Annotated in this window: 19 protein-coding genes; 6 read left to right on the top strand and 13 right to left on the bottom strand. The window is 63.9% G+C overall.

What is annotated here, in order from left to right:
- Nucleotides 1–603: 603 nt before the first annotated feature.
- The 3 genes from J6497_RS04865 to J6497_RS04855 all read right to left on the bottom strand — a co-directional run bounded on the left by J6497_RS04865 (nucleotide 604) and on the right by J6497_RS04855 (nucleotide 6,516).
- The gene (locus J6497_RS04865; protein WP_225703084.1) at nucleotides 604–2,181 is read right to left on the bottom strand and encodes an alkaline phosphatase D family protein; all 1,578 of its coding nucleotides are present in this window, start codon (nucleotides 2,179–2,181) and stop codon (nucleotides 604–606) included.
- 295 nt (nucleotides 2,182–2,476) lie between these two features.
- The gene (locus tag J6497_RS04860; RefSeq protein ID WP_225703230.1) at nucleotides 2,477–2,890 is read right to left on the bottom strand and encodes a hypothetical protein; all 414 of its coding nucleotides are present in this window, start codon (nucleotides 2,888–2,890) and stop codon (nucleotides 2,477–2,479) included.
- Between the two features lie 155 nt (nucleotides 2,891–3,045).
- Nucleotides 3,046–6,516, bottom strand: a complete 3,471-nt coding sequence (locus tag J6497_RS04855) for an indolepyruvate ferredoxin oxidoreductase family protein (RefSeq protein WP_225703083.1) — start codon at nucleotides 6,514–6,516, stop codon at nucleotides 3,046–3,048.
- A 202-nt stretch (nucleotides 6,517–6,718) separates the two neighbouring features.
- Between J6497_RS04855 and J6497_RS04850 the strand changes: the two genes are divergently transcribed.
- Together J6497_RS04850 and J6497_RS04845 are read left to right on the top strand one after the other, a co-directional pair.
- Entirely contained in the window at nucleotides 6,719–7,519 is an 801-nt protein-coding gene (locus tag J6497_RS04850) for an SDR family NAD(P)-dependent oxidoreductase (protein ID WP_225703082.1), read from the top strand.
- 326 nt (nucleotides 7,520–7,845) lie between these two features.
- Nucleotides 7,846–8,070 carry a hypothetical protein gene (locus J6497_RS04845; protein ID WP_225703081.1) on the top strand — a complete coding sequence of 75 codons (225 nt, stop codon included), beginning with the start codon at nucleotides 7,846–7,848 and terminating at the stop codon, nucleotides 8,068–8,070.
- Nucleotides 8,071–8,093: 23 nt separating this feature from the next.
- Here J6497_RS04845 and J6497_RS04840 read toward each other — a convergent pair whose 3' ends face one another.
- Together J6497_RS04840 and J6497_RS04835 are read right to left on the bottom strand one after the other, a co-directional pair.
- Nucleotides 8,094–11,276: an efflux RND transporter permease subunit gene (locus J6497_RS04840; RefSeq protein WP_225703080.1), complete on the bottom strand. Its 3,183-nt coding sequence runs from the start codon at nucleotides 11,274–11,276 to the stop codon at nucleotides 8,094–8,096.
- 238 nt (nucleotides 11,277–11,514) lie between these two features.
- Nucleotides 11,515–12,759, bottom strand: a complete 1,245-nt coding sequence (locus tag J6497_RS04835) for an efflux RND transporter periplasmic adaptor subunit (protein WP_225703079.1) — start codon at nucleotides 12,757–12,759, stop codon at nucleotides 11,515–11,517.
- Between the two features lie 103 nt (nucleotides 12,760–12,862).
- Between J6497_RS04835 and J6497_RS04830 the strand changes: the two genes are divergently transcribed.
- Nucleotides 12,863–13,462, top strand: a complete 600-nt coding sequence (locus tag J6497_RS04830; protein ID WP_225703078.1) for a TetR/AcrR family transcriptional regulator — start codon at nucleotides 12,863–12,865, stop codon at nucleotides 13,460–13,462.
- Between the two features lie 9 nt (nucleotides 13,463–13,471).
- Nucleotides 13,472–15,184 (top strand): SulP family inorganic anion transporter, encoded by a 1,713-nt coding sequence (locus J6497_RS04825; protein WP_225703077.1) that lies wholly within the window; start codon nucleotides 13,472–13,474, stop codon nucleotides 15,182–15,184.
- A 222-nt stretch (nucleotides 15,185–15,406) separates the two neighbouring features.
- Here the strand turns inward: J6497_RS04825 and J6497_RS04820 are convergent, their stop codons facing one another.
- The 3 genes from J6497_RS04820 to J6497_RS04810 form a co-directional block, all read right to left on the bottom strand.
- The gene (locus J6497_RS04820) at nucleotides 15,407–17,050 is read right to left on the bottom strand and encodes a benzoate-CoA ligase family protein (RefSeq protein ID WP_225703076.1); all 1,644 of its coding nucleotides are present in this window, start codon (nucleotides 17,048–17,050) and stop codon (nucleotides 15,407–15,409) included.
- Nucleotides 17,051–17,192: 142 nt separating this feature from the next.
- Nucleotides 17,193–18,005, bottom strand: a complete 813-nt coding sequence (locus J6497_RS04815) for an alpha/beta hydrolase (RefSeq protein ID WP_225703075.1) — start codon at nucleotides 18,003–18,005, stop codon at nucleotides 17,193–17,195.
- A complete protein-coding gene (locus tag J6497_RS04810; RefSeq protein WP_225703074.1) occupies nucleotides 18,002–18,496 on the bottom strand; it encodes a MarR family winged helix-turn-helix transcriptional regulator in 495 nt (164 codons plus the stop codon). The genes J6497_RS04815 and J6497_RS04810 overlap by 4 nt, the downstream gene beginning before the upstream one ends.
- 257 nt (nucleotides 18,497–18,753) lie before the next feature.
- Here J6497_RS04810 and J6497_RS04805 point away from each other — a divergent pair, with 257 nt between their 5' ends.
- Entirely contained in the window at nucleotides 18,754–19,920 is a 1,167-nt protein-coding gene (locus J6497_RS04805; protein WP_225703073.1) for an ABC transporter substrate-binding protein, read from the top strand.
- A gap of 16 nt (nucleotides 19,921–19,936) precedes the next feature.
- On the top strand, nucleotides 19,937–20,386 hold the full coding sequence (locus J6497_RS04800) for a cupin domain-containing protein (RefSeq protein ID WP_225703072.1): 450 nt from the start codon (nucleotides 19,937–19,939) through the stop codon (nucleotides 20,384–20,386).
- A gap of 165 nt (nucleotides 20,387–20,551) precedes the next feature.
- On the opposite strand, the gene J6497_RS04795 is transcribed toward J6497_RS04800, so the two are convergent.
- The 5 genes from J6497_RS04795 to J6497_RS04775 form a co-directional block, all read right to left on the bottom strand.
- Nucleotides 20,552–21,793 carry a flavin-dependent oxidoreductase gene (locus tag J6497_RS04795; RefSeq protein ID WP_225703071.1) on the bottom strand — a complete coding sequence of 414 codons (1,242 nt, stop codon included), beginning with the start codon at nucleotides 21,791–21,793 and terminating at the stop codon, nucleotides 20,552–20,554.
- Between the two features lie 131 nt (nucleotides 21,794–21,924).
- Nucleotides 21,925–22,320 (bottom strand): RidA family protein, encoded by a 396-nt coding sequence (locus tag J6497_RS04790; protein ID WP_225703070.1) that lies wholly within the window; start codon nucleotides 22,318–22,320, stop codon nucleotides 21,925–21,927.
- A 21-nt stretch (nucleotides 22,321–22,341) separates the two neighbouring features.
- Nucleotides 22,342–23,181 carry an enoyl-CoA hydratase family protein gene (locus J6497_RS04785; protein ID WP_225703069.1) on the bottom strand — a complete coding sequence of 280 codons (840 nt, stop codon included), beginning with the start codon at nucleotides 23,179–23,181 and terminating at the stop codon, nucleotides 22,342–22,344.
- Between the two features lie 23 nt (nucleotides 23,182–23,204).
- Nucleotides 23,205–23,987 (bottom strand): SDR family NAD(P)-dependent oxidoreductase, encoded by a 783-nt coding sequence (locus J6497_RS04780; protein ID WP_225703068.1) that lies wholly within the window; start codon nucleotides 23,985–23,987, stop codon nucleotides 23,205–23,207.
- The gene (locus J6497_RS04775) at nucleotides 23,984–26,299 is read right to left on the bottom strand and encodes a bifunctional salicylyl-CoA 5-hydroxylase/oxidoreductase (RefSeq protein WP_225703067.1); all 2,316 of its coding nucleotides are present in this window, start codon (nucleotides 26,297–26,299) and stop codon (nucleotides 23,984–23,986) included. Before J6497_RS04775 ends, J6497_RS04780 begins: the two co-directional genes overlap by 4 nt.
- Nucleotides 26,300–26,362: the final 63 nt, after the last annotated feature.

The following is a 26,362-nucleotide window of genomic DNA, read 5'->3' as shown; positions in this document are numbered from 1 at the left end:
ACTTTCCACCCTCTTATTGAGTAGAGGGCGCAGGGAAAGCCGGGTGCCGGTTGCACCCGTGGGCCCCGTGCAACAAAAAGCACGGGGGTAGGACCACAGGTCAACCGGAGCAACACCGGCTTTCCCTGCGCAGTGGTTTACGGCTTACTTCGTGCTCTTCCCGGTGACCGGGCTTTCTTGCCACCGTCGCCTGACAGATCATCTCTGCAAGACTTAGCGCCAGCGTCGGGGCGCCAGAACCACACGACTTCGCCGTCCACGGATAGCCACGCTCGTCAGTCGCAACACCCGCGTCCACCGCATCCCACCGCAACGTTCGTGACGATCGCGAGCCGCCCCTCATTCGGGTGAGACGCGCGGAGTTAAATCACTGATTTGCCCGACGACGGAAGCGGAATGTTTTTCGCAGGCTGACTGGACAGGCCAAATCACTTTGGAATTGCTGGCGAATTTTCCTCCGTCATTCCGGGGCATCGCGAAGCGATGAGCCCGGAATCCATATCACCACCTGCGCAAATGGACGAATGGATTCCGGGCTCGCGCTTTGCGCGCCCCGGAATGACAGCGGTGGTTTGCGGCTGACCGAGACACGCGCGGATGGAGTCAAATATGCCGGGCCATGATCTCGTCGGGCCGCGCATCCGTCCGTGGCTCGATGTTGACCGACCAGAGGTCGTGGTTGTGCACGTCCTTCAGCGTCACCGTCATGACTTCGCTTTCGCCATCGATGTCGACGCGGCCGAAGAATTGCAGGCTGAAGCATGGAGCAAGATTGTCGCCCTGCTCTGGGCTGCAACCTTTCTGGTACATCGCTTTCGGGCCGAAGGTGTTGTCGAGCACGCCGGGTGACCAGGTGCCGGCGTGCAGCGGACCGGAGACGAATTCCCAGAACGGCTCGAAATCTGGGAATACCGCGCGGTTCGGATCGTAATGATGGGCCGCGGTGTAGTGCATGTCGGCGGTGAGCCAGACCGTGTTGCGGATGCCGGCACGCTTCATAAAGCACAGGAGATCGGCGATCTCGTGCTCGCGCCGCTCCGGCGGACCGTCACCGAGCGCGACCGCATCCAGGCTGATGAGGCCTATCGGCAAGTCCGCGGCGATCACCTTCCAGGTGGCGCTGGACGCAACAAGCTCGCGCTTCAACCAGGCCAACTGCGCCTTGCCGAGGATGAAGCAGTCGCGATCATCGCCGTTGTTCCAGGTGGAGTCGCGGTAAGAGCGCATGTCGATCAGGAATACGTCGAGCAGCGGACCGTAGGCGATCTTGCGATAGACGCGGCCATCCTGCGCGGGAATAGCGCGCATGGGCATGAATTCGTGGAATGCTTGGCGCGCCCGCGCCACAAGCAGCGAACTGCCGTCCTCGGCATAGCCGGTCTCATCAGCGCTGCCGGTCGGCGACCAGTCGTCGCAAACCTCGTGGTCGTCCCATTGCGCGAACATCGGCACCTCCGCGTGGAAAGCGCGGAAGTTCGCATCACACCAATTGTATTTGTAGTTGCCGCGAAACTGCTCGAGACTCTTGGCAACGACCGACTTCTCCTCGGTGACGATGTTGCGCCAGAGCGTGCCGTCCGGCAGCGTCAACTCTGACGGCACCGGACAATCGGCATAGATGTGGTCGCCGGAATGGATGAAGAAGTCGGGACGGTTTTCCAGCATAGTGCGGTAGCTGCGCAGGCCGCCGCGGGAGGGATCGATGCCCCACCCCTGCCCCACGGTGTCGCCGGACCAGACGAAGGAGATCAATCGGCGCGTCACCGGCGCCGTGCGGAAACGGCCGGTGCTCGCCTCGCCCGCAAGTCCGTCGGACGATTCGAAGCGGACGCGATAGAAGATGTCCTGTCCCGGCGGCGGGCCTTCGAGCAGGAGCTCTGCGGTGAAGTCGGCGGAAGGCAACGCTTCGGTCGAAGCAGTACGAAGGATGGTTTTGAAATTCTCATCAGCCGCGCATTCCACCTGCATCCGCGCGGCCCGATCGGCGCGCGACCAGATCACCGCGGCATCGCTCGAGACGTCGCCCGATTGAATGCCGCATTGAAGCTGCGGTCGATCGGCGGCGCGGCTGAGATAGGGTTTTGCGAGAGTGTCGAGAGTTGCAAGCGCTGCGGTCGAAGCTGAACGGATCAGCAACTGGCGCCGGGTCAGACCGCGCCTGGCGCGCGTGGTGATCGCCATTGGGCAGGACCTCCGTCGAATCGCGACGGAGGTTGCCTGCGCTGCTTGACTCCCGACTTACGGTTTTACGACAGGCGGATGACTCCTGCGTTTGGCGGAGGCGACAGAACGTGGACCAGAAGTAACGGAACAGCGGACTCAACTCTATCTCCTCATCCTGAGGAGGCGCGAAGCGCCGTCTCGAAGGATGAATGGCCCCGCTGTGAGATCGGGGCCTCATCCTTCGAGACGCGCGTTCCGCGCTCCTCAGGATGAGGGTCTTCTGTCGCGAGGAGACTTTCAGTCGTGAGCGCGATCAGCGCCAGTTGCAGATGCCGCCGGAGCGGCAGGGCCAGGTCTGGATACGGGTGTCGCGGGCCTGGGCGTCGAGGGGGTTGACGTGGCGGCGAGCAAGCCAGGCGCGGGCGTGAGCGCGACGCTCGGTGCGCGCCGACCGCTGCGGCGCAGGCGCGGCATGCGCCGCCCTGACCTTCGTCGTTTGCACCGGCTTCGGTTCCGCGACCACGCGCGCCGCATCACTGGGATCGCTCTTGGCCTCGACGGGAACCCGGGCGAACTCAGTAGGCGGACCGAGGCGCTTGGGCGACAGCACGGCCTTGGAGAGATCGAGATTGAAATAGTCGCCGGGCCGGTACTCGTCCGCCAGCGCCGGGGTGCTGAGGACCAGGGCGGCGGTACCAACGGCGGCAAAAACTACATTTCTGGAGATCACCGAACGCCTCCGAAATGACTCAAAATGGAACATGCCCATCATGTAGGAGGCCGGCCGGACAATTCCAGCCGATCCTGCGGGCACGGTTACCGATCAGCGAAGCTATGGCCGCAGATTGCTTCCCACGGCCCAGGGACCGCCACGGAGGGAACCTATTCAGCGGCCTGCGCGACCGGGGCTTGAAGCGCGGCCTCTAACCGCTGGCATTCCTGGCGGTAGCGGGCGACGTTGGCTTCCTTGACGTGGCCGTAGCCGCGCACCAGCTCGGCGGCCTTTGCCAGCGCCACCAGCCGCGGCAGATCGAGCGGCTTCTTGTCGAGATGGCCCAGGATCATCGCCGAATAGTCGCCCGGTAGTGCCCGCTCCATCCGCCGCTCTGCCGTGTAGCCGAAGATGTCGAGCGCGCTGCCACGCAAGCGCTTCAGCCGCGCCAGCAACTTGAACGCGCTGAACACCCAGGGCCCGAACTCGCGCTTCTGCAGATGCCCGGTGACCTTGTCGCGGCGGGCGAACAGCGGCGGGGCGAGCAACACCTTCAGGCCGGGCTCGCCGTCGAACTGCTCCTTCAACGCCCTCGCGAACTCGCCATCAGTATAGAGCCGCGCGACCTCGTACTCGTCCTTGTAGGCCATCAGCTTGAATAGGCCTTTTGCAAACGCTTCCGTCAGTTCATGCGAGCCGGGAGCAGCCGCGGTCTCGGCGGCGCGCACCCGAGCGACGTCGGCGAGGTAGCGCTGCGAATAGGCCTCGTCCTGATAATCGGTGAGGAATTTGGCGCAGAAGGCGGTGATCTCATCCAGCGTGCGCCTTGCCGGCGCCGCGCTCGATGTCTTGAAGCCCGCGGCGCTGACGACGCGCGCGAGATCATGCGCGGCGAGGCGGCCCCAGGAGAAAGCCATCTTGTTCATCTCGACCGCGGCGTCATTGAGCTCGATCGCCTTCATCAGCGCCTCCAGCGACAGCGGCACCGCGCCGCGCTGGAAGGCGAAGCCGAGCAGGAAGGCGTTGGTAGCGATGCTGTCGCCCATCAGCGCGCTGGCAAGCCCGGTGGCATCGAGGATGTCGAGATCGGACGAGGTGACGGCTTCGCTCAGCGCATCGCGCATCGCGCCCGCCTCGAAATCGAGGTCGGGGTTCATCACGAAGCTTGCGGTCGGCAGCAGGTCGGCGTTGACGATCGCGCGCGTGACACCGCGCTCGGCCCGGCTCAGCGCGGCGACGCTGGTCGCGACCACGATATCGCAGCCGAGGATCAGATTGGCGCCGCCGGCGGCGATGCGGACGCTGGCGAGGTCTTTGGCGCCAGGCGCAAGGCGGACATGGCTCATGACCGCGCCGTTCTTCTGCGACAGGCCGGTGAAGTCGAGCGTCGAGCACGCCAGCCCGTCGACATGCGCGGCCATGCCGAGCAGCGCGCCGATGGTGATGACGCCGGTGCCGCCGATGCCGGTGACGAGGATGTTGTAGGAGCTGGAAAGCGCCTGCGGCTTCGGCGTCGGCAGGTCCGCAAACAGCGCCGACGGATCGGCAGCGGCGCGGTCGGCCTTGCGGAGCTTGGCGTCATGGACGGTGACGAAGCTCGGGCAGAAACCCTCGATGCAGGAGAAATCCTTGTTGCAGTTACTCTGGTCGATGCGGCGCTTGCGGCCGAGCTCGGTCTCGAGAGGCTGCACCGAGACGCAGTTCGACTGCACCGAGCAGTCGCCGCAACCCTCGCAGACGCGCTCGTTGATAAAGACGCGCTTGGGCGGATCGGGATAGAGCCCGCGCTTGCGGCGGCGGCGCTTCTCCGCGGCGCAGGTCTGGTCGTAGATCAGGACCGTGAGGCCGGCGATGTCGCGCAGCTCGCGCTGCACGCCATCGAGCTCGCGGCGGTGGTGCACGGTGGCGCCGGCGGGGAAATAGTTGGCCGGGTATTTTGTCGGGTCGTCGGAGACGATGGCGATGCGCCTGGTGCCTTCGGCGGCGACCTGATGCGCGATCTGCGACACCGTGAAGCTGCCCTCGGCGGGCTGGCCGCCGGTCATCGCGACCGCGTCGTTATAGAGGATCTTGTAGGTGATGTTGACGCCGGCGGCAGCGGCCGCGCGCAGCGCCAGCAGGCCGGAATGTGTGTAGGTGCCGTCGCCGAGATTCTGGAAGACGTGCTTCTCCTCCGTGAATGGCGCCTGCCCGATCCAGGCCACGCCTTCCGCGCCCATATGCGAGATGGTCGCGGTGCGGCGCGCAGGAATCGACAGCGCCATGCCGTGGCAGCCGATGCCGGCCATGGCGCGGCTGCCTTCCGGGATCTTGGTCGAGGTGTTGTGCGGGCAGCCCGAACAGAAATAGGGCGTGCGCTGCAGCTTGGCCGCGCCGATGCCCTCGGCCGGGCGGTCGAAGGCTTCGAGCTTGGCTAGCCGCTGCTCTAGCATCGGGCTGCGATGGCCGAGCTTGCGCAGCCGCGCGACAACGGCGGCGGCGACCATGGTCGGCGTCAACTCGCCCTCGCTCGGCAGCAGCACCGCGCCGCTCTCGTCGCGCTTGCCGACCACCGACGGACGTTTCGACGCATCGACATTGTAGAGGATGCGGATGAGCTGCTCCTCGATGAAGCCGCGCTTCTCCTCGACCACGAGCACATCCTGCAGGCCCTCTGCGAAGGCGCGGGCGCCGGCTTCCTCGAGCGGCCAGGTCAGCGCAACCTTGTAAATGCGAAGGCCGAGCGCCTGCGCCTCGGCATCTGATATGCCGAGTTCGGCGAGCGCCTGGCGCAGATCGAGATAGGCCTTGCCGGTCGCCATGATGCCGAGCCGCGCCGGCCTGGAATCGAGCACGATGCGGTCGAAACGGTTGGCGCGGGCAAACGCCGAGACCGCCGCCATCTTAGGGCCGTGCAGGCGCCGCTCCTGGTCCAGTGGCGCGTCCGGCCAGCGGATGGAGAGGCCATCCGGCGGCATCTCGAAATCATCGGGCGTGATGATGCGGATGCGGTCGGGATCGCTGATGATCGAGGCCGAGCTCTCCACCGTCTCGGAGATGGCCTTGAAGCCGACCCAGCAGCCGCTATAGCGCGAGAGGGCAAAACCGAGGATGCCGAGGTCGAGATAGTCTTGGAGCGTCGCGGGATTGACGACCGGCATCAGCGCGGCGGCGAACACCTGCTCGCTCTGATGCGCCAGCGTCGAGGACTGGCAGCCATGGTCGTCGCCGGCGAGCGCGATCACGCCGCCGTTCTTCGAGGTGCCGGCCGAATTGGCATGCTTCAGCGCATCGAGCGAGCGATCGACGCCGGGGCCCTTGCCGTACCAGATGCCGAACACGCCATCGACCTTGGCGCCCGGAAACATGCCGACCTGCTGGCTGCCCCATACCGCGGTCGCGGCCAGATCCTCATTGAGGCCAGGCACGAAGGCGATGTCATGCTGCTTGAGGAAAGATTTCGCCCGCCACAACGTGTGGTCGTACATGCCGAGCGGCGAGCCGCGATAGCCGGAGATGAAACCCGCGGTGTTGAGTCCCTGCGCGCGATCGCGTTCGCGCTGCAACATGGGAAGGCGGACCAGCGCCTGGGTACCGGAAAGGAAGATGCGTTTGACGTCCAACCGGTACTTGTCGTCCAGTCCAACTTCCATCAGCGCCATGCTTCGCTCCCCGTCCCTGCAGATTGTGTGGTTACCGCACAGCATGCACCGATTTTGCTATGCATGGACAGGGCTGCGTTCATGGCCTGACGGCATATCTCACAGCATTCTCCGCCCCTTGCCGAGGTGGCGCATCTTTGAAACGCTGGCGGCAACGGGGAAGACCCAACGGACAAAGATCCGACAGCGGGAGTGAAACGAGATGCGCCTTCGAGATCGTGTCGCCATCATCGTCGGCGCCGGCCAGAGCCCTGGCGAGGGCATCGGCAACGGCCGCGCCACCGCGCTGACCTTTGCGCGCGAAGGCGCCAAGGTGCTGTGCGTCGACCACCATCTGGACTCGGCGCAGGAGACGGTGGAGATGATCGCGGCGAACGGCGGCACCGCGGTCGCATTCAAGGCCGACGTGACGAAGAGCGCCGAGATCAAGGCGATGGTGGCGGACGCGCATCAGCGCTGGGGCAAGGTCGACATCCTCCACAACAATGTCGGCGTCAGCCTCTCCGGCGGCGACGCGGAACTGCTCGAGATCAGCGAAGAGGCGTTCGACCGCTGCGTTGCGATCAACCTCAAGAGCTGCATCCTCGCCGCCAAGCACGTGATCCCGATCATGCGCGTGCAGAAGAGCGGCGCCATCATCAACATCTCGTCGATGGCCGCGATCACGACCTACCCTTACGTTGCCTACAAGGCGACGAAGTCGGCGATGATCGCCTTCACCGAACAGCTCGCCTATCAGAACGCGCAGTACGGCATCCGCGCCAATGTGATCCTGCCCGGCCTGATGAACACGCCGATGGCAGTCGACACCCGTGCACGCGAGTTCAAGAAGAGCCGCGCCGAGGTCGAGGCAGAGCGCGACAGCAAGGTGCCGCTGCGACAGAAGATGGGCACCGGCTGGGACGTCGCCAACGCCGCGCTGTTTCTGGCTTCAGATGAAGCGGGTTTTATTACCGGAGTAACGTTGCCTGTGGATGGCGGTGCCAGCGTACGGCGCGGTTAACTTGCTTTACTTCGCCCCGCTCTTGCGGGGAGAGGTCGGCGCGCAGCGCCGGGTGAGGGATCTCGCCGCGAACGCATCTCTCTCGAAACCGAATATGCGAAAACACCCCTCACCCCACCCTCTCCCCGCAACAGCGGAGCGAGGGAGATGAGGCGGAGCGAGCGTACGGCGCGGTTAAAATTCAATGGATGATTTGATCTTATTGAAGAATTCCAGCCACACGATGATGTGACGCGTTGTTCGAAATCCTGACTCGATCTGGTCGCACGTTCTTCACGAGCGCTGGGTAAACCCCGGCTCGCTAGTGTTAACGAATCCGAGGAACCATGAACGACGAATTCGACACCGAATTAACGGCGGATCAGTGGGAAGTTCTCAAGGCCTTGCGTGCACCTGCAGCAAATCCTTCGAGAATAAACAGGTTTTCGGTCGAAAGCCTGATCACGCTCGGGCTCGTCGCGATGCGCGGCGAATCGCTTGTGTTAACGCCGGCCGGACGCAAGGTGCTGGTCCGCGGCTCCTCGAAACTGCTGCAGGACCTCGCGGCCTGAAGCAGGTGCGAGCGCACGCGACATCATGCCGCGTGCGCCTTTGCAGGAATGGTGGCTTCGCCGTGATGCGTCAGCGGCTTCATGCCGGTCGCGCTGCGGAGCAACACATAGAATACCGGCGTCAGGAACAGACCGAAGATCGTGACGCCGATCATGCCGGAGAACACCGCGACGCCCATCGCGCGCCGCATCTCGGAGCCGGCCCCCGTCGACAGCACCAGCGGCAGCACGCCCATGATGAACGCCATCGACGTCATCAGGATCGGGCGAAGACGCAAGCGGCTCGCCTCGATCGCGGCGCGAATCGGCGAGCGGCCGGCAAATTCCAACTCACGCGCGAACTCGACGATCAGGATCGCGTTCTTCGCCGACAACCCCACCAGCACGATCAGGCCGATCTGGGTAAAGATGTTGTTGTCGCCACCCGAGAGCCAGACGCCGAACATCGCGGCCAATAGTCCCATCGGCACGATCATGAGGATCGCGAGCGGCAGCGTCAGGCTTTCATAGAGCGCAGCCAGCACCAGGAAGACCAAGAGGATCGCCAGCGGGAAGACCCAGATGCCGGAATTGCCGGCGATGAATTCCTGATAGGTCAGGTCGGTCCATTCGAAGGCAAAGCCCGGCGGCAGCACTTCGGCGGCAATCCGCGTCGCCGCTTCCTGCGCCTGGCCGGAAGAATAGCCGGGCGCCGCGGCGGCATTGATGTCCGAGGACAGGAAGCCATTGTAGCGGATCGCGCGCTCCGGCCCTGCGCTCTGGCGGATCTTCAGCAGCGCCGACAGCGGCACCATGTCGCCGGACGCCGAGCGAACCTTCAACTGCCTGATATCGTCGGCGCGGGCGCGGAACGGCGCGTCGGCCTGGACATAGACTGAGTACGTACGACCGAATTTGTTGAAATCGTTGACGTAGTACGAGCCCAAATAGATTTGGAGCGTGTTGAAGACCTCCGTCACGGGCACGCCAAGCTGCAGCGCCTTGGTGCGGTCGATGTCGGCAAAGAGCTGCGGCACGTTGACCTGGAAGCTCGAGAACAGGCCCGATATCTCCGGCGCCTTCGACATCGCCGCCATGAACGCCTTGGTCGCATCGTTGAGCGCGTCATAGCCGAGGCCGGCGCGATCCTCGATCTGCAGCTTGAAGCCACCGATGGTCCCTAAGCCGTTGACCGGCGGCGGCGGGAACATCGCGATGAAGGCTTCCTGGATGCCGGCATATTTCTTGTTCAGTTCGGCGGCGATCGCATTGCCGCTGAGCGAAGAGTCCTTCCGCTCGTCGAACGGCTTCAGCGTCGAGAACACGATGCCGGCGTTGGAGGAGTTGGTGAAGCCGGAGATCGACAGCCCCGGGAACGCCACCGAGCTTTCGACGCCGGGCTGGGTCAGCGCGATGTCGCTCATCTTGCGGATGACCTCTTCGGTGCGATCCAGCGTCGCCCCGTCAGGCAGCCGCGCAAAGCCGACCAGGTACTGCTTGTCCTGGCCGGGGACGAAGCCACTCGGCACCTGCTTGAACATCACGGCGGTGACGCCGATCAAGAGCACATAGACGCCCATCACGGCCGCCTTGCCGAAAATCACCTTGCCGACGCTGCGGCCATAATTCTCCGAGGAGCGCGTGAAGACGCGGTTGAACCCGCGGAAGAACCAGCCCAGCGCCTTGTCGAGGATGAGCGTGAGCCTGTCCTTGGGCTCGTGATGTCCCTTCAACAGCAGCGCCGCGAGCGCCGGCGACAGCGTCAGCGAGTTGATCGCCGAGATCACGGTCGAGATCGCGATCGTCAGCGCAAACTGCTTGTAGAACTGCCCGGTGAGGCCGGAGATGAAGGCGAGCGGCACGAACACCGCGATCAGGACCAGCGCGATCGCGATGATCGGGCCGGACACTTCCTTCATCGCCTGGTAGGTCGCCTCGCGAGGCGACAGCCCAGCCTCGATGTTGCGCTCGACGTTCTCGACCACGACGATGGCGTCGTCCACGACGATGCCGATCGCGAGCACCAGGCCGAACAGGCTGAGCGCGTTGATCGAGAAGCCGAACACATGCATCACCGCGAAGGTGCCGACGATCGACACCGGCACCGCGAGCAGCGGGATGATCGAAGCGCGCCAGGTCTGCAGGAACAGGATCACGACCAGGACGACCAGCACGATCGCTTCCAAGAGCGTATGGACCACCGCCTCGATCGAGGAGCGCACGAACTGGGTGGGATCGTAGACGATCCGGTAGTCGACGCCGTCAGGCATGTTCTTCTTGATCTCGGCCATGGTCGCGCGGACCTTGTCGGAGATATCCAGCGCATTGGAGCCGGGGGCCTGGTTGATCGGGATCGCGACCGCCTGCTTGTTGTCGAGCAGGGAGCGCAGGCCATATTCGGAGGCGCCCAGCTCGATGCGGGCGACATCGCGCAGACGTACCACCTCGCCGCGTGAACCGGTCTTGACCACGATGTCGCCGAACTGCTCCTCGGTCGCGAGCCGGCCTTCGGCATTGACGGACAGCTGCAGATCGATGCCCTTGACGCTCGGCGAGGAGCCGACCACGCCGGCGGCGGCCTCGACGTTCTGACCCTGGATCGCCTTGACGACGTCGCTCGCGTTCAGGCCGTGTTCGGCGGCCTTCTGTGGATCGACCCAGGCCCGCATCGAATAGTCGCCAGCGCCATAGAGCTGGACGTCGCCGACGCCGTCGATCCGCGCCAGCCGGTCCTTGACGTTGAGCACCGCGTAGTTGCGCAGATACGTCACGTCGTAGCGGTTGTTCGGCGACAGCAAGTGCACGACCATGGTGAGATCGGGCGAGCTCTTCTTGGTGATGATCCCGAGCTGGCGCACCACCGCCGGCAGCCGCGGCTCGGCCTGCTGCACGCGGTTCTGCACGAGCTGCGTCGCCTTGTCGGGATCGGTGCCGAGCCGGAAGGTCACCGTCAGCGTCATCGCGCCATCGGTGGTCGCCTGGCTGCTCATATAGAGCATGTCCTCGACGCCGTTGATCTGCTCCTCGATCGGGGTGGCGACCGTTTCCGCTATCACCTTCGGATTGGCGCCGGGATAGGTCGCGCGCACCACGACCGATGGCGGCACGACATCGGGATATTCCGAGATCGGCATCGCCAGAAGCGAGATGAGGCCGGCGAGGAAAATCAGGACCGACAGCACACCCGCAAAGATCGGCCGGTCGATGAAGAACTTTGAGAGATTCATGGGTCTTCCCCCGCCTACGCGGAGCCTTCCAATGTGATCAGGTGATGTCGGGTTTCCCCTTCTCCCCGCGCGCGGGGAGAAGGTCGGGATGAGGTGTAGTCTCCGCGAATGCGGTCACAGTTGGACTCGTGGAGGCTCCCCCCTCAGTCGGATCGCATCTGCGATGCGATCCGACCTCTCCCCGCAGGCGGGGCGAAGTGAAGTCCGGCGGCTCGATCGAACGCCAAGCCGTCACGCGTCACCGCTGCACGATCTGCTTGTTGTCTTCGTTGGAGGCCTGCTGCGTACCGCGTGCGCCCATTTCAGCGATCTCCATCTTCAGGAGAGCACCGGGGCGCACGCGCTGCAGGCCGTTGACGACGATGCGGTCGCCGGACTTCAGACCGGAGGTGATGATGCGCAGGCCCTCGACGGAGCCGCCGAGCGTGATCGGACGGTAGGCCGCGCGACTGTCCTCGCCGACCACCATCACGAACTTCTTGTCCTGGTCGGTGCCGATCGCGCGTTCGTCGATCATGACCAAGGTCTGCTTCTGCGGCTGACCCATGCGCACCCGCGCGAACTGGCCGGGGATCAGGCGGCCGTCGTCATTGCGGAACACCGCGCGCACGCGGATGGTGCCGCTCTGGCCGTTGACCTGGTTGTCGATGAGCTGGATGTGGCCCTTGGCGGTGGTGCCGCCGGACGTCGTCATCTCGACCGGAATCCGGTCGAGGTTGCCGCGCCTGCCGGAGCCATCTGCGATCGAGTTCAACGCGCGCAGCACCACCTCTTCATCAGCATCGAAGCTGGCATAGATCGGATTGACCGAGACCAGCGAGGTCAATACCGGCGAGGCGGTGCCGGCGGCGACGAGATTGCCGACGGTGACCTCAAACTTGCCGACACGGCCGTCCACGGGAGCGCGCACTTCGGTGTAGTCGAGATTGAGCTTTGCGGTTTGCAGCGTCGCTTCGGCAGCCTTGACGTTGGCGATCGCCTCGCGATTGGCGTTGTCGCGCTGGTCATAGTCGCGCCGGGTCACGACGGCATTGCCGACGAGCTGCGCGCCGCGCTCGAGCTCGCTGGTCGTGAAGACCACGCGCGCTTTGGCCGCCTCGAGCTGCGCCTGGGCCTTGTCGACCTCGGCGGCATAAGGCGCGGGATCGATCTTGAACAGGAGATCGCCGGCCTTCACCAGCGAACCCTCGGTGAAGTTGGTCGCCAGGATCGCGCCGGCGACACGGGGCCGCAGCTCGACACGGTCGATGGCCTCGAGCCGACCGGAGAAGTCGTCCCACAGATTGGCCTGTCGGGGCTCGATGACGGCGACCGTCACGGCGACCGCCGGCTCCGGCGCGGCGGCCGCACTGGTCGCCTGCGCGGCATAGAAATAGCGGCCGGAAAGGACCGATCCGGCCGCCGCGATGGCGCCAACGATCACAATACCGCCAACAATGCGTCGGAACCGGCCGGAACGGGGGGTGATGCGGGATGGGGGCATTTGCGCGCTCCAGAATTGTAGTGAGCGCTACAAATGTGAAGCTGGACGCCGATCCGCAAGATACTTATGTAGCGGATGTTAAGAAATTTTCAGGGAGCACGCAATGGCGATGGGCAGGCCCCGGGCGTTCGACGCCGATGCGGCGCTGGACCAGGCGATGGAAGTGTTCTGGCGACACGGCTATGAGGGCGCGACGATCGCGCAACTCACTGACGCCATGGGCATAAATCCGCCAAGCCTGTACGCGGCCTTCGGCAGCAAAGAAGGTCTCTTGAAGGCTGCGCTCGATCGTTACAGCGCCAAGCGCGCCTGCTGGCTGGAACAAATCGTGAGCGCTCCGACCGCCCGCGAAGTGGCCGAGCGAATCCTGATGGGCACCGCCGATACCCAGACCGACCCGGCCAATCCGCCCGGCTGCCTGCTGGTCCAGGGCGGCCTTGCCTGCGGCACCGGTTCGGAAAACGTTCCCTTCGAACTCGCCGCCCATCGGGCGCAGACCGAGAACCAACTCCGCGACCGCTTTATAAGGGCGCGGGCCGAGGGCGATCTCAAGGAAACCGCCGACCCTGCCGCGCTCGCGCGCTATCTTTCCGCGGTCATCGCCGGCATGGGCGTGATGGCTTCGTCCGGCGCGGACCGCGAGGCGCTGCGGCAGGTCGCGGCGGTATCGCTGAAGGCGTTCGAGGAGCAGAGCAATTCATAGTGACCGGCAATGAAGCATTGGAGCTGCTGGCTGCCAGGTCTCGACACCCTCCGTCGATATGAAGCGGCGGCGCTGCCGCGCGATGTCTTCGCCGGGCTCGTCCTGGCGACCATGCTGGTGCCGGTTGGGATTGCGTACGCGGAAGCATCGGGCCTGCCTGGCATCTATGGTCTGTACGCAACGATCGTACCGCTGCTCGTCTACGCATTGTTCGGCCCCAGCCGCATCCTTGTGCTGGCGCCGGACTCGGCTCTGGCAGCCGTCATCCTCGGCGCCGTCGTTCCGTTGTCCGGCGGCGATCCTCTGCGCGCCATAACCTTGGCCGGCGCGATGGCCATCGTGTCCGGGACGATATGCATTCTGGCAGGGATCGTGCGTCTGGGTTTTGTGACCGAGCTTCTCTCCAAGCCGATACGCTACGGCTACATGAACGGCATTGCCCTGACGGTATTGGTCAGCCAACTGCCAAAGCTCTTCGGTTTTTCCATTGAGAGTGATGGACTGTTGCGGAGCTTGCGGGCGATCGCCGGTGCAATCCTTGAAGGCAAGACAAACTGGGTCGCATTTGGGATTGGGCTCGGCACGCTGGTCGCCATTCTCCTGCTCCGCAACAACAAGCGGCTGCCTGGCATTCTGATCGCTGTGGTCGGGGCGACGGTCGTCGTCAGTGCGCTGGATCTCGGGCCGCAATACGGCGTGACCGTTCTGGGTCCTCTTCCGGAAGGTCTGCCGGGCTTCGCCGTTCCCCGGATCGGCTACAACGACATATTGCCGGTCATGATCGGCGGCTGCGCCGTCGCGCTGATATCGTTCGCCGACACCAGCGTGCTTTCCCGCGCCTTTGCCGCACGATTGGGCACGCAAGCCGATCCCAACCAGGAGATGATCGCACTCGGCGCCGCCAATCTGGCAACCGGTTTTTTCCAGGGCTTCCCGATCAGCAGCAGCAGTTCGCGGACGCCGGTTGCGGAAGCCGCGGGCGCCCGCACGCAACTGGCCAATGTCGCCGGCGCGCTGGCCATCGCTCTTCTTCTGCTGGCAGCACCAAACCTCCTTCGGCATCTGCCCAACGCTGCGCTAGCCGCCGTCGTCATCGCCGGCGCGATCGGTCTGATCGAAGTCGCCGACCTCAAGCGAATCTATCGCATCCAGCAGTGGGAGTTCTGGCTATCGATCATCTGCTTTGTCGGCGTGGCAGTGCTTGGAGTCATTCCGGGAATTGGTCTCGCCATCGCGATCGCCATTGCCGAGTTTCTGTGGGACGCGTGGCGCCCACACTCGGCCGTATTGGGCCGCGCAGATCGCGTGAAAGGTTATCACGATATCACGAGATATCCGGACGCACGCCAGATCCCCGGGCTTGTCCTGTTTCGGTGGGATGCGCCTCTGTTCTTCGCCAACGCCGAGTTCTTCAAGGAGCGTGTTATGGACGCCATGGCGAAATCACCGACGCCCGTGCGTTGGCTGGTCGTTGCCGCCGAGCCGGTCACGAGCGTGGACGTCACCGCCGGCGATGCGCTTGCCAAGCTGGACGAGGCGTTGCACGCACAGGGTATCGAGCTGTGTTTTGCCGAACTCAAGGATCCCGTAAAGGACAAGCTGAAGAAATTCGGATTGTTGGCGCAGCTTGGTGAACACAACTTCTTCCCAACCGTCGGCGCCGCCGTTTCCACCTACCTGGAAATCAACAATGATGTGGAATGGGAGGACTGGGAAAAGTGAAACGGGCTCACGGCCAATTCGACCAAATCGCACTACGCCCTGGAGCAATCGGCGATCGGCGAAGGTGCGCGCCCTCGCCCGCTTGCGGGAGAGAGTTGGGGCGAGGGTGTCTCTCCGCATTGGGACTCCCCGAGTGGAGAGAACCCTCACCCGGCGCTATGCGCCGACCTCTCCCGCAAGCGGGAGAGGTAAAGATTCAGTCTGATCGGATCATGCTTTGGATCAGCTCGCTTCGCGCAATTTGAAGCGCTGGACCTTGCCGGTCTGCGTTTTCGGCAGCGCGTCGACGAAGCTGATGACGCGGGGATATTTATACGGCGCGATTTTGGCCTTGACGTGGTCCTGCAAGAGCTTCACCTGCAACTCGTCGCAGCGGCAGCCCTGCTTCAACACGACGAAGGCAGAAACGATCTGCCCGCGTTCATCATCGGCCTGCCCGACCACCGCACACTCCGCGACGTCGGGATGTGTCAGCAGCGCCGCCTCGACCTCGGGACCTGCGATGTTGTAGCCGGCCGAGACGATCATGTCGTCGGCGCGGGCGACGAAGGAAAGCCGGCCATTCTCGTCGCGCACGAATGCATCGCCGGTCAGGTTCCAGCCATCGCGCACATATTTGATTTGGCGCGGGTCCGCGAGATAGCGACACCCGGTCGGGCCGCGCACCGCGAGCTTGCCGACCACACCGGGCGGCAACTCGTTCATGTCGTCATCGACGATCTTGGCCTCATAGCCACAGACCGGATGTCCTGTTGTCCCGGCCACGGCATCGCCGATCCGGTTGGTGATGAAGATGTGCAGGATCTCCGTGCTGCCGATGCCGTCGAGGATCGGCTTGCCGGTCTTCCTGGTCCAGCTTTCGAACACCGGCGCCGGCAGCGTCTCTCCGGCGGAGACCGCAACACGCAGCGATGACAAATCGGCGCCGTTGTCCATCGCGGCCATCATCGCGCGATAGGCGGTCGGCGCGGTGAAACAGATCGTCGCCTTGTAGGTCTCGATGATCTCGACCATCTGGTTGGGCGCAGCGTTTTCGAGCAGCGTTGCGGTGGCACCGAAACGCAACGGAAAGATCGCGAGCCCGCCGAGACCAAATGTGAAGGCGAGCGGCGGCGACCCGACGAAGACGTCATTTTCGGTGACTCCAAGCACTTCCTTCGCATAGCCGTCCGCGATGATCAGGAGATCGCGGTGGAAATGCATCGTCGCCTTCGGCTCGCCGGTGGTGCCCGACGTGAATCCGAGCAGCGCGACGTCGTCGCGGCCGGTTCTCACCGCCTCGAACCGCACCGGCTTGCTGAGCGCGACGCGGTCGAGCTCGGCGTCGTGGTTCTGCGTGCCGTCGAAATTGACGACCTGCTTGAGGAATTTGCTGGTCTTGGCGCAGGCGACGAGTTCATCGGCGATGCGGCTGTCGGTCAGCGCCAGCGCGATCTCGGCCTTGTCGACGATCTTTGTGAGTTCGCCCGCGCGCAGCATCGGCATGGTGTTGACGACGACGGCGCCGGCCTTGGTCGCGGCGAGCCAGGCGGCGACCAGGGCCGGATTGTTGCCGGAGCGGATCAGCACGCGGTTGCCGGGCTTGACCCCGTAGTTTTCGACAAGCGCATGCGCGAGACGGTTCGACCAGTCGGTTAGCTCCTTGTAGGTGCGCTGGCGGCCGTTGCCGATCAGCGCAATGCGGTCGCCAAAGCCCTTCTCGACCATGCGGTCGGTCAGCTCGACCGCGGCGTTGAGATACTCTGGATATTGAAACTCCGGCCGGTCCAGCAGCAGATCCGGCCATTGATGGAACGGCGGAAGATTGTCGCGCGTGAACGTATCGACGTGGGCGGAAGGGCCCAGCTTCGGTGCAAGAACTGCCATATCCATCGCCCCTCGCTTTCCAGCAAGAATGCTCACGATCACGCATCGCGGACGCCCGGCAGCGCATCCGCCAACAATTTTATACTTAAAACAATTCCGCGCAAGCGCCGATTTTTTGCGCTTCGCTGGAACGTGAAGAGAATCAGCCCTGCGCCAATTCGCGCAGCCGTGTGACCATCGCCGAGTCCGGATCGACGAGCGGCGCGATCGCGGTAAAATGGTTGGATTCGGCGATGACGTCGTAGCGGGTGGCAACGCCGGCGGCGCCCCATTCCTCAACGATGGCGCGGCTTTGCCGATGATATTCGGCGCTTTCGGTTTCGCCGACCACGGCATCCAGCGCCGTTCCGGCCGGCGGCTGCCAGAACAGCGGACTTGCGGTCTTGGCCGATGCGACATCCAGACGCAACGCCTTGTTGATCGGGGTCTCGACCAGCGGCGCGAGCTCGAACAGACCCGAGATCGAATAGGCAGATATGACCGGCCGTTTCGGCAGCGACGCATCGAACGTCGTCCAATCGGTGGCAAGCATGCAGGCGGCGAGATGCCCGCCCGCAGAATGGCCGCTCATCACCAGCGGCCGGCCGAGCCGCGCCAGTTCACGGGCCGCGTCGCGCATCTGAATGATGATGTCGGCAATGGTCACGGCGGGACAGAGATCGTAGCTCGGCACGGCGACACTGATGCCGTGAGCGTTGAGCCCGCGCGCGCAATGGCTGAAGAACGAGCCATCGAGCGCCTGCCAGTAACCGCCATGGATGAAGACGACGACCGGCCCGTCGCCCCTTTCAAAAAGATCGATGGTGTGGCGATTGCCGGGGCCGTAGGCGATGCGGCGGGGCGCATGCTGCGCGCGATAGATGGCTGCGTCCCTGGCCCAACCTTCGATCAGCTCAGGGTGTTCCGGCACCCGCGCACGGTTGTTGTATTCGACTTCGTAGTCGACGGCACTCATGGCGTCCGCGCCTTGGCCGATCGCTGCGCCGAGGCCTTTGTCTTGGCAAGCAGCCGCATCAGGTCGCGGATGTCCTTGTGCGAAAGGTCGGCGAAGATGTCGGCGATCCAGGTCTCGTGCTCGGTCGCCATCTTGCGGAACTCGGCGCGGCCGAGCTTTGTCAGCCGGATGAACTGCACGCGGCGATCGGTGTCCGAGGTGCGTCGGTCGAGATGACCCGATTCCACCAGCCGCTCCACCAAGCCCGTGACATTGCCGTTCGACACCATCATCCGCTTGGAGAGATCGGACAGCGTCATGCCGTCGGGCACTTTGTCTAGCTGGGCCATCATGTCGAAGCGCGGCAGCGTGACGTCGAAACGCTCGCGGAGGCGGCTGCGCACCTCGCCCTCGATCAGGTTGGTGCAGGTCAGAAGCCGAAGCCAGAGCCGAAGCTCCGTGCCGTGATCCTCCGGCAGTTCGACCGCTTTTGTCTCGGAATCAAGCATCATGGACAATCACGCCTTTCGCGGCGCCAATCACGGCCAATCGTTTTGACCTTCAAACAATTCATAGCCTATCGCAAGTCCAATGATGAGGCGTACTGTAGCCTATCGCGGAATTTCTTTAAGCTTCAAGCAATTTGGCGCAACGCTTGCATATGGCCTGCCGATGGCCAAGACGCAGCGTGGCATTCGCTTGCGGCGGTTGCCGTCATCGGAATAAGCTGCGGCGCGAGGTTTTGATCTTGTTGGCGCGAGGAGAGACCATGAAACAGGCATTGAAGTTGGCAGGATTGGCGGCGCTGTTCGGAGTTGCTGCCGCACCTAGCCTGGCGCAGGACAAGATCAAGATCGGTGTGATCGTGACGACATCGGGCCCCGCCGCTGCGCTCGGCCAGCAGGTGCGCGACGGTTTTGCGCTGGCGATCAAGGATATCGGCGGCAAGATGGCGGGCCGCGACGTCGAGGTCGTCAATGTCGACGACGAGCTGAAGCCGGATGGCGCGGTGACCAAGGTGCGCGGACTTCTGGAACGCGACAAGGTCAATTTCGTGGTCGGCCCGATCTTCTCCAACATCCTGCAGGCGATCCATCGCCCCGTGACCGAGAACAAGACGTTCCTGATCTCGCCCAACGCGGGGCCTTCAAGCTACGCCGGCAAGGAGTGCAACCCGTTCTTCTACGTCACCTCATACCAGAACGACCAGGTGCACGAGATCCTCGGCAAGGTGGCGCAGGATCGCGGCTACAAGCGCGTCTATCTCCTGGTGCCGAACTATCAAGCCGGGCGCGACTCGGTGGCCGGGTTCAAGCTGGACTATAAGGGCGAGATCGTCGACGAATCCTACACGCCGCTCAACACGCTGGATTTCCAGCCTGAGTTGACAAAAATCTCCTCGCTGAAGCCGGACGCGCTGTTCACCTTCATGCCTGGCGGCATGGGCGTCAATCTGGTGAAGCAGTACAAGCAGGCCGGCGCCACCATCCCCGTGCTGTCGGCCTTCACGGTCGATGAATCGACGTTGCCCGCGCAGCAGGATGCGGCGGTCGGCATGTTCGGCGGCGCCAATTGGGCGCCCAATCTCGACAATCCTCAGAACAAGAGGTTCGTCGCTGCCTATGAAGCCGCCTACAAGAACGTGCCCGGCACCTACGCCATGCAGGCTTATGATGCGGCGCTCTTGATCGACAGCGCAGTGAAGGCGGTGGGCGGCGATCTCTCCAAGAAGGAGGCGGTCGCGGCGGCGCTGAAGAAGGCCGACTTCGTTTCGCTTCGCGGCAGCTTCAAGTTCAACACCAATGGCTATCCGATCCAGGACTTCTACCTGACCCAGGTTACGAAACGTCCTGATGGAAAGTTCCAGACCGAGATCGTACAAAGAGTGTTCGAAAACTATGGCGATCGTTACGCCAAGGATTGCTCAGCCAAGTAAGCGAGGGAGTGGACCGATGAACGACGAGATCGCAGGCATCACCCGCGCCAATGAGGGTATCCAGGGCATCACCTGGAACATTCTCGGCCAGACCTATGTGCCGAAGAACCGCACTGAGCACTCGTTCTCCTGGCATGCGACGTTTCCGCCCGGCACCTTCGTGCCGCCGCACATCCATCCGGACCAGGACGAATATCTCTACATCCTCGAAGGCAAGCTCGACTTCATGCTCGACGGCGCCGATGAATCCGCAACGCCCGGCGATCTCGTGCGCCTGCCGATGGGCAAGCCGCACGGCATCTTCAACAAGTCGCAGCAGGCGGCGAAGACGCTGTTCTGGGTGTCGCCGACGCGCCGGCTTTATGACCTGTTCTGGGCGATCCACAATATGCGGGAACAGAATCCGGACGACGTGGTCCGGCTGGCCGCCGAATACAACATCCACTTCCTGCCGCCGCCTGCGTAAACCCATAGCTTAGGATGGAGCTCGGTCTTCCACCTCTCCCGAAGGGAGAGGTCGGCGCACAGCGCCGGGTGAGGGGTTTCGGTCCCTCATGCACACCGCCCCCTCACCCGGATCGCATCTGACGATGCGATCCGACCTCTCCCCGCCGGGGAGAGGTGGGACGAGCTACTGCCGCGCCACTACGCGGGCGGCGAAGCCGGCCTTGGCGGCGTAGCCGCGCACGATCGCCTCGCGGGCCTCGTAGCTCAGGATGGTATCGATGTCTGTAAAGCCCTGTGGCGCGATCTGTTCGACCGCATCAATCACGCCCTCCGGCCCGCCGCGGCGGTTGGCGGCGACGATGTCGGCGGTCATCGGCAGGCGCTGGCGTTCATAGGCGACCAACGCCTGACGCGGATGTTCCGAGCGCGTCAGCGCGTCCGCAAGGCACCGCGCATCAAGGATGGCCTGCGAGGCGCCGTTGGAGCCGACCGGATACATCGGATGCGCGGCATCGCCGAGCAAGGTGACGCGCCCGCTTGTCCAATAGGGCAAGGGATCGCGATCGCAGCACGGATATTCCCAGAACTCCGGCGTGGCGCTGACCAGCGCCGCAAAATCGACCTGCGGGATCGAGAAGCCTGTGACATGGGGCATCAGCTCTTCCCGCCTGCCGAGATTCGACCAGCCCTCGCGGCGCGGCGGCGGTGACGCGCCGTCGCCGATCCGCACCATCACCGCCCAGTTGGTGAGACGGCTTGCCGGGCTCGAGCCCTCCGCGATCGGATAGATCACGGCCTTGGCGTTCAGGCCGCCGGCGATGATCATCGAGCGGCCCGTCAGAAACGCTGGCCAGTCGGCGGCGCCGCGCCACAGCATATGGCCGTTCCAGCACGGCAGGCCTTCGTTCGGAAACAGCGTCTCGCGCGCTTTCGAGTGGATGCCGTCGGCGCCGATCAGGATATCGCCGCGCGCGGTGTGCACATGCTGGCCGGCGCGATCGAAGAAATGGGCGGTCACGCCGCCCTCGTCCTGCGTGAACGCGCCGAGCCGACAGCCGGTGTGGATAGCCTCAGCGCCAAGCCGCTCGACCACGGCTTGATGGATGACGCCCTGCAGGCGGCCGCGATGAACGGAGAATTGCGGCACGTCGTGGCCGGCATCAAGCCCGCGCTTCTCGTGCCAGACCTGTTGGCCGTGGCGCGTCAGGTAGAACAGCTCAAAGGTGCGGATCGCAACCTTATCGAGCGCGTCGAGCAGGCCAAGGCCGGCGAGTTCGCGGATCGCATGCGGCAAGGTGTTGATGCCGACGCCGAGCTCGCGGATCGTTTCCGCCTGCTCGAACAATTCGCAATCGATGCCGCGGGCCCGCAGCATCAGCGCCGTTGTGAGCCCGCCAATCCCGCCGCCGACGATAATCGCCTTCATCGCCCTACTCCACTCGAAACCCGGACGTTGTGAGACATTGGCAGGGTCGCACGGCGTCAGAGCCGCTCGCAAGACGCTTTATGGTCTCAGCATCCGCTCCGCCCGCGACTTAAGGTTAACGTCTCACCACCTCAATCCGGAACCACCGCGAATGCCTGGATTTCGACCTTGGCGCGATCCTCGATCAGGCCGGAGACCTGCACCGCCGTCATCGCCGGGAAGCGGCGGCCCATGATGTCGCGGTAAACAGCACCGATTTCCTTCAACCGCGAGGAATATTCGCGTCGGTCGAGCAGGAACCAGGTCATCGATACGATATGCTCGGGCCTCGCGCCGCCGCTGGCGGCGACCGCGACGACGTTCCGCAGGGCCTGCCCGATCTGCGCCACGAGGTCATCGGTCTCGAACACGCATTGCGCATTCCAGCCGATCTGGCCGGCGACAAAGATCATCTTGCCGCGCGCGCTAACGCCATTGGCATAGCCGACCGGTTGGGCCCAGCCTTCGGGCTGCAGGAGTTCGATCATGTGCTTGTTCCCGTCACCGCCTCAATTCCCCTCGAAGACCGGTTTCTTCTTGGCGACGAAGGCCTCGAAGGCGCGGCGGAAATCGCCTGTGGCCATACAGATCGCCTGCGCCTGCGCTTCCGACTCCACCATCTCGTCGATGCCCATCGCCCATTCCTGGTTGAACATCGTTTTCGTCATGCCATGCGCGAACCACGGACCGTCGGCGAGCGAACGCGCGAGTTCATAAGCAGCGGACGACAACTCCGCCGACGGCACCAGGCGGTTGTGAAAGCCCCAGGCAAATCCGTCCTCCGCACTCATGGCCCGGCCGGTATAGAGCAGCTCGGCCGCGCGGCCCTGCCCGATCACCCGCGGCAACAATCCGCATGCGCCCATATCGGCGCCGGCGAGCCCCACCCGCGTGAACAGGAAGGCGGTCTTGGCCTGCGGCGTCGCCAGCCGCAAATCGGAAGCGAGCGCCAGCATCGCGCCCGCGCCAGCGCAAATGCCGTCGATCGCAGCAACGATCTGCTGCGGGCATTTGCGCATCGCCTTCACGACATCGCCGGTCATCCGTGTGAACGCGATCAGGTCGGGCATCGCCATCCGCGTCAGCGGCTCGATGATCTCGAACACGTCGCCGCCCGAGCAGAAATTGCCGCCCTCGCCGGTCAGTACGATGGCGCGGACGTCGGAGGCATAAGCGAGATCCCGGAAGAGATCGCGCAGTTCCTCGTAGGACTGGAACGTCAGCGGATTCTTCTTGTCCGGCCGGTTCAGCGTGATGGTGGCGACACGGGCATCGTCATCGGTGGACCATTTGAAATGGCGCGCCGGATAATTCTTGAACGATCGCAGCTTTGCTTTCATCTCGGACATGATTTGTTCCTTTGGCGTTTCCCTTATCCCGTGAAGACCTCGCCGCCGGCGACTGCGATGGACTGCCCGTTGATGGACGACGCGCCCACCGAGGCGAGCCAAAGAATGGTGTCCGCGACTTCCCCTGAAGTCACCAGCCGCTGCATCGGATTGACTTTTGCAAGGGCAGCGCGCGCTTCGGCTTCGCTGCGGCCGGTCTTGGCGACGATATTGGCCGCTGCCTCAGCGACCAATGGCGTATCGGTATAGCCGGGACAGACCGCATTGATGGTGACGCCGCGGCGCGCATATTCGAGCGCGAGCGCGCGCGTCAGCCCAACGACGCCGTGCTTGGCGGCGACATAGGCCGAGACGTAAGAGTAGCCGGTCAAGCCTGCGGTAGAGGCGACATTGATCACCCGCCCGCGCCCTCGTTGCGCCATGCCGGGCACCACCGCTTGCGTCACCAGGAACACGCTGGAGAGGTTGCTCGCCAGCATGTCCGACCACAGAGCCGCATCCGTCTTCTCGAACGGTGCGCTCAACGCCTTCCCCGCATTGTTGACGAGGATGTCGATCGGGCCGGCCTCGGCCTCGATCCGCTTGATGCCCTCAGTGACCGCAATTTCGTCGGTCACATCCATCGACAGAACCGCGCCAGCGCGCTCCCCGAGCGACGCTGCGGTCGTGGCAAGCGCATCAGGCCTTCTGCCTGCGATACTTATGCGGATGCCGGCCTCAGCCAGCGCGCGTGCACTGGCGGCACCGATGCCGGAGCCGCCGCCGGTGATGAGCGCATGCGCGTTGGGCCAGAACTTCCGGGTCATGCTTTCGCTCCCGCTGACGCGCGTTCCAGATTGGCCTCGTATTGCTGCTTGCCGGAGAGATACTGCTTCGGCCACGCAATCGACTTCACGCCGATCTTGGCGGCTTCGTGCAGCGTCCAGGCAGCATCGGCAAGATGCGGGCGGGCGATGGCGCAGAGATCGGCGCGGCCAGCGGCGATGATGGAATTGGCGTGATCAGCCTCGGAGATCGCGCCGACCGCAATCGTCGCAATCCCAACCTCGTTCCGGATCTTGTCGGCGAACGGCGTCTGATAGAGCCGGCCATAGACGGGATAATCGTCGGCCCAGACCTGGCCGGAGGAACAATCGATCAGGTCGGCGCCGGCCTCCTTGAACAACTTCGCGAACTGTAGCGCATCGTCCGGCGTGTTACCGCCCTCGGCCCAGTCATGGCACGACAGGCGGACCGAGATCGGCTTGTCTTGCGGCCACACGTCGCGGATCGCACGAAACACTTCCAGCGGATAGCGCGCGCGGTTCTCGATGCTGCCGCCATATTCGTCCGTCCGGCGGTTGGTGAGCGGCGAGAGAAAGCTCGACAACAGATAGCCGTGAGCACAATGCAGTTCCAGAATGTCGAAGCCGGTCTGCACCCCGCGCCTCGCCGCGGCGACGAACTGTTCGCACACTTCGTCCATTTCGGCGCGCGTCATCGGCTTCGGCGTCTGCCCGTCCGGCAGGTAGGGAACGGCGGAGGCCGACACCACTGGCCAGTTTCCTTCCGGCAGTGGGTCATCCATTCCCTCCCAGGCCACGCGCGTGGAGCCCTTGCGTCCGGAATGGCCAAGCTGGATGCCGATCCTGGCGGCGCTATTGCCGTGGACGAAATCGACGATGCGCTTGTAGGCCTTTGCCTGCGCGTCGTTCCACAGCCCGCAGCAGCCCGGCGTGATCCGCGCTTCTGGTGACACACAGGTCATCTCGGTGAAGATCAGCCCGGCGCCGCCGAGTGCGCGCGCGCCGAAATGGACGAGGTGGAAATCGTTCGGCACGCCTTCCACAGCCGAATACATCGCCATCGGCGAGCAGATGATGCGATTGGGCAATGACAAGCCACGGATGCGGAACGGCGTGAGCATCGGCGGCGCCACGCGATCGTTGGAATCCGGCAGCCCGGCGCGTTCCGCAAACCAGCGCTCATAGCCTTCGAGCCATGCCTTGTCGCGAAGACGCAAATTCTCGTGGCTGATGCGCTGCGAGCGCGTCAGCAGCGAATACATGAACTGCTCGGGCTCCAGTGTGTCGGCATAGCGCGCGCCGACCACCTCGAACCACTCCATCGCATTGCGCGCGGCATTCTGGATCCGCGCAACATCGACGCGGCGGAGCTCCTCGTAGGCTGCGAGCACCGCGGGAATCTTGTCGGACGTCGCGCCGAACTGCTTGAACTGGTTGGTCAGCTCGATCGCATCCTCGAGCGCGAGCTTGGTTCCCGAGCCGATCGCGAAATGCGCGGTATGCGCGGCATCACCCATCAGCACGACATGGCTATTGCCATTGAACGCGGTCCACTTGCCGCAGATCAGCCGCGGGAAGGAAAGCCAGGCCGAGCCGCGCAGGTGGCGGGAATTGGAGACCAACGAATGGCCCTCGAGAATCTCCGCGAAGATCTTTTCACAGAAAGCGATGGAGCCAGCCTGGTCGAGCTTGTCGAGACCATGCGCCAGGAACGTCTCTTCCGTGGTCTCGACAATGAAAGTAGCCGCGCCCTCCTCGAACTTGTAGATATGCGCCTGGAACCAGCCATGCTCGGTCTTGCGGAAGTCGAACGTGAAGGCATCAAAGCGCTTGTTGGTGCCGAGCCAGATATAGCGGTTCGGCCGCATCAGGATGTCAGGCTGGAAGGCATCGGCATAGCGCGTCCGGATCTTCGAGTTCACGCCGTCGGCGGCGACGATCAAATCGGCGTCAGGAAATTCGAGATCGGAATCGACCTCGCGCTCAAAGACCAATTCGACGCCAAGCTCCTCGGCGCGCGCCTGCAATATATTGAGCAGGCGCTTGCGGCCGATGCCGACAAAGCCGTGGCCGGTGGTGCGCATCCGGCGGCCCTTGATCAGGACCTCGATATCGTCCCAGTGATTGAAGGCTTCCTCGATCGCATCTGCCGTGACCGGATCCCATTTGCGCATGTTGTCCATGGTCGCGTCGGAGAACACCACACCGAAACCGAAAGTGTCGTAGGGGCGGTTGCGCTCGACCACCGAGATCCGGTGCGCGGGATCGAGCATCTTCATCAGGATGCCAAAATAGAGCCCGGCCGGCCCGCCTCCGATGCAGACGATGCGCATGACTGTCTCCTCGCTTCGACGGCCAGCGGGGCGCAGCAAACAGAAAGGTTCCCCGGGGCGAAG

The organism is Bradyrhizobium cenepequi (genome assembly GCF_020329485.1).
GTDB lineage: Bacteria > Pseudomonadota > Alphaproteobacteria > Rhizobiales > Xanthobacteraceae > Bradyrhizobium > Bradyrhizobium cenepequi.
The sequence above is the reverse complement of the archived record's forward strand: the minus strand, read 5'-3'. Positions and strand labels throughout refer to the sequence as shown.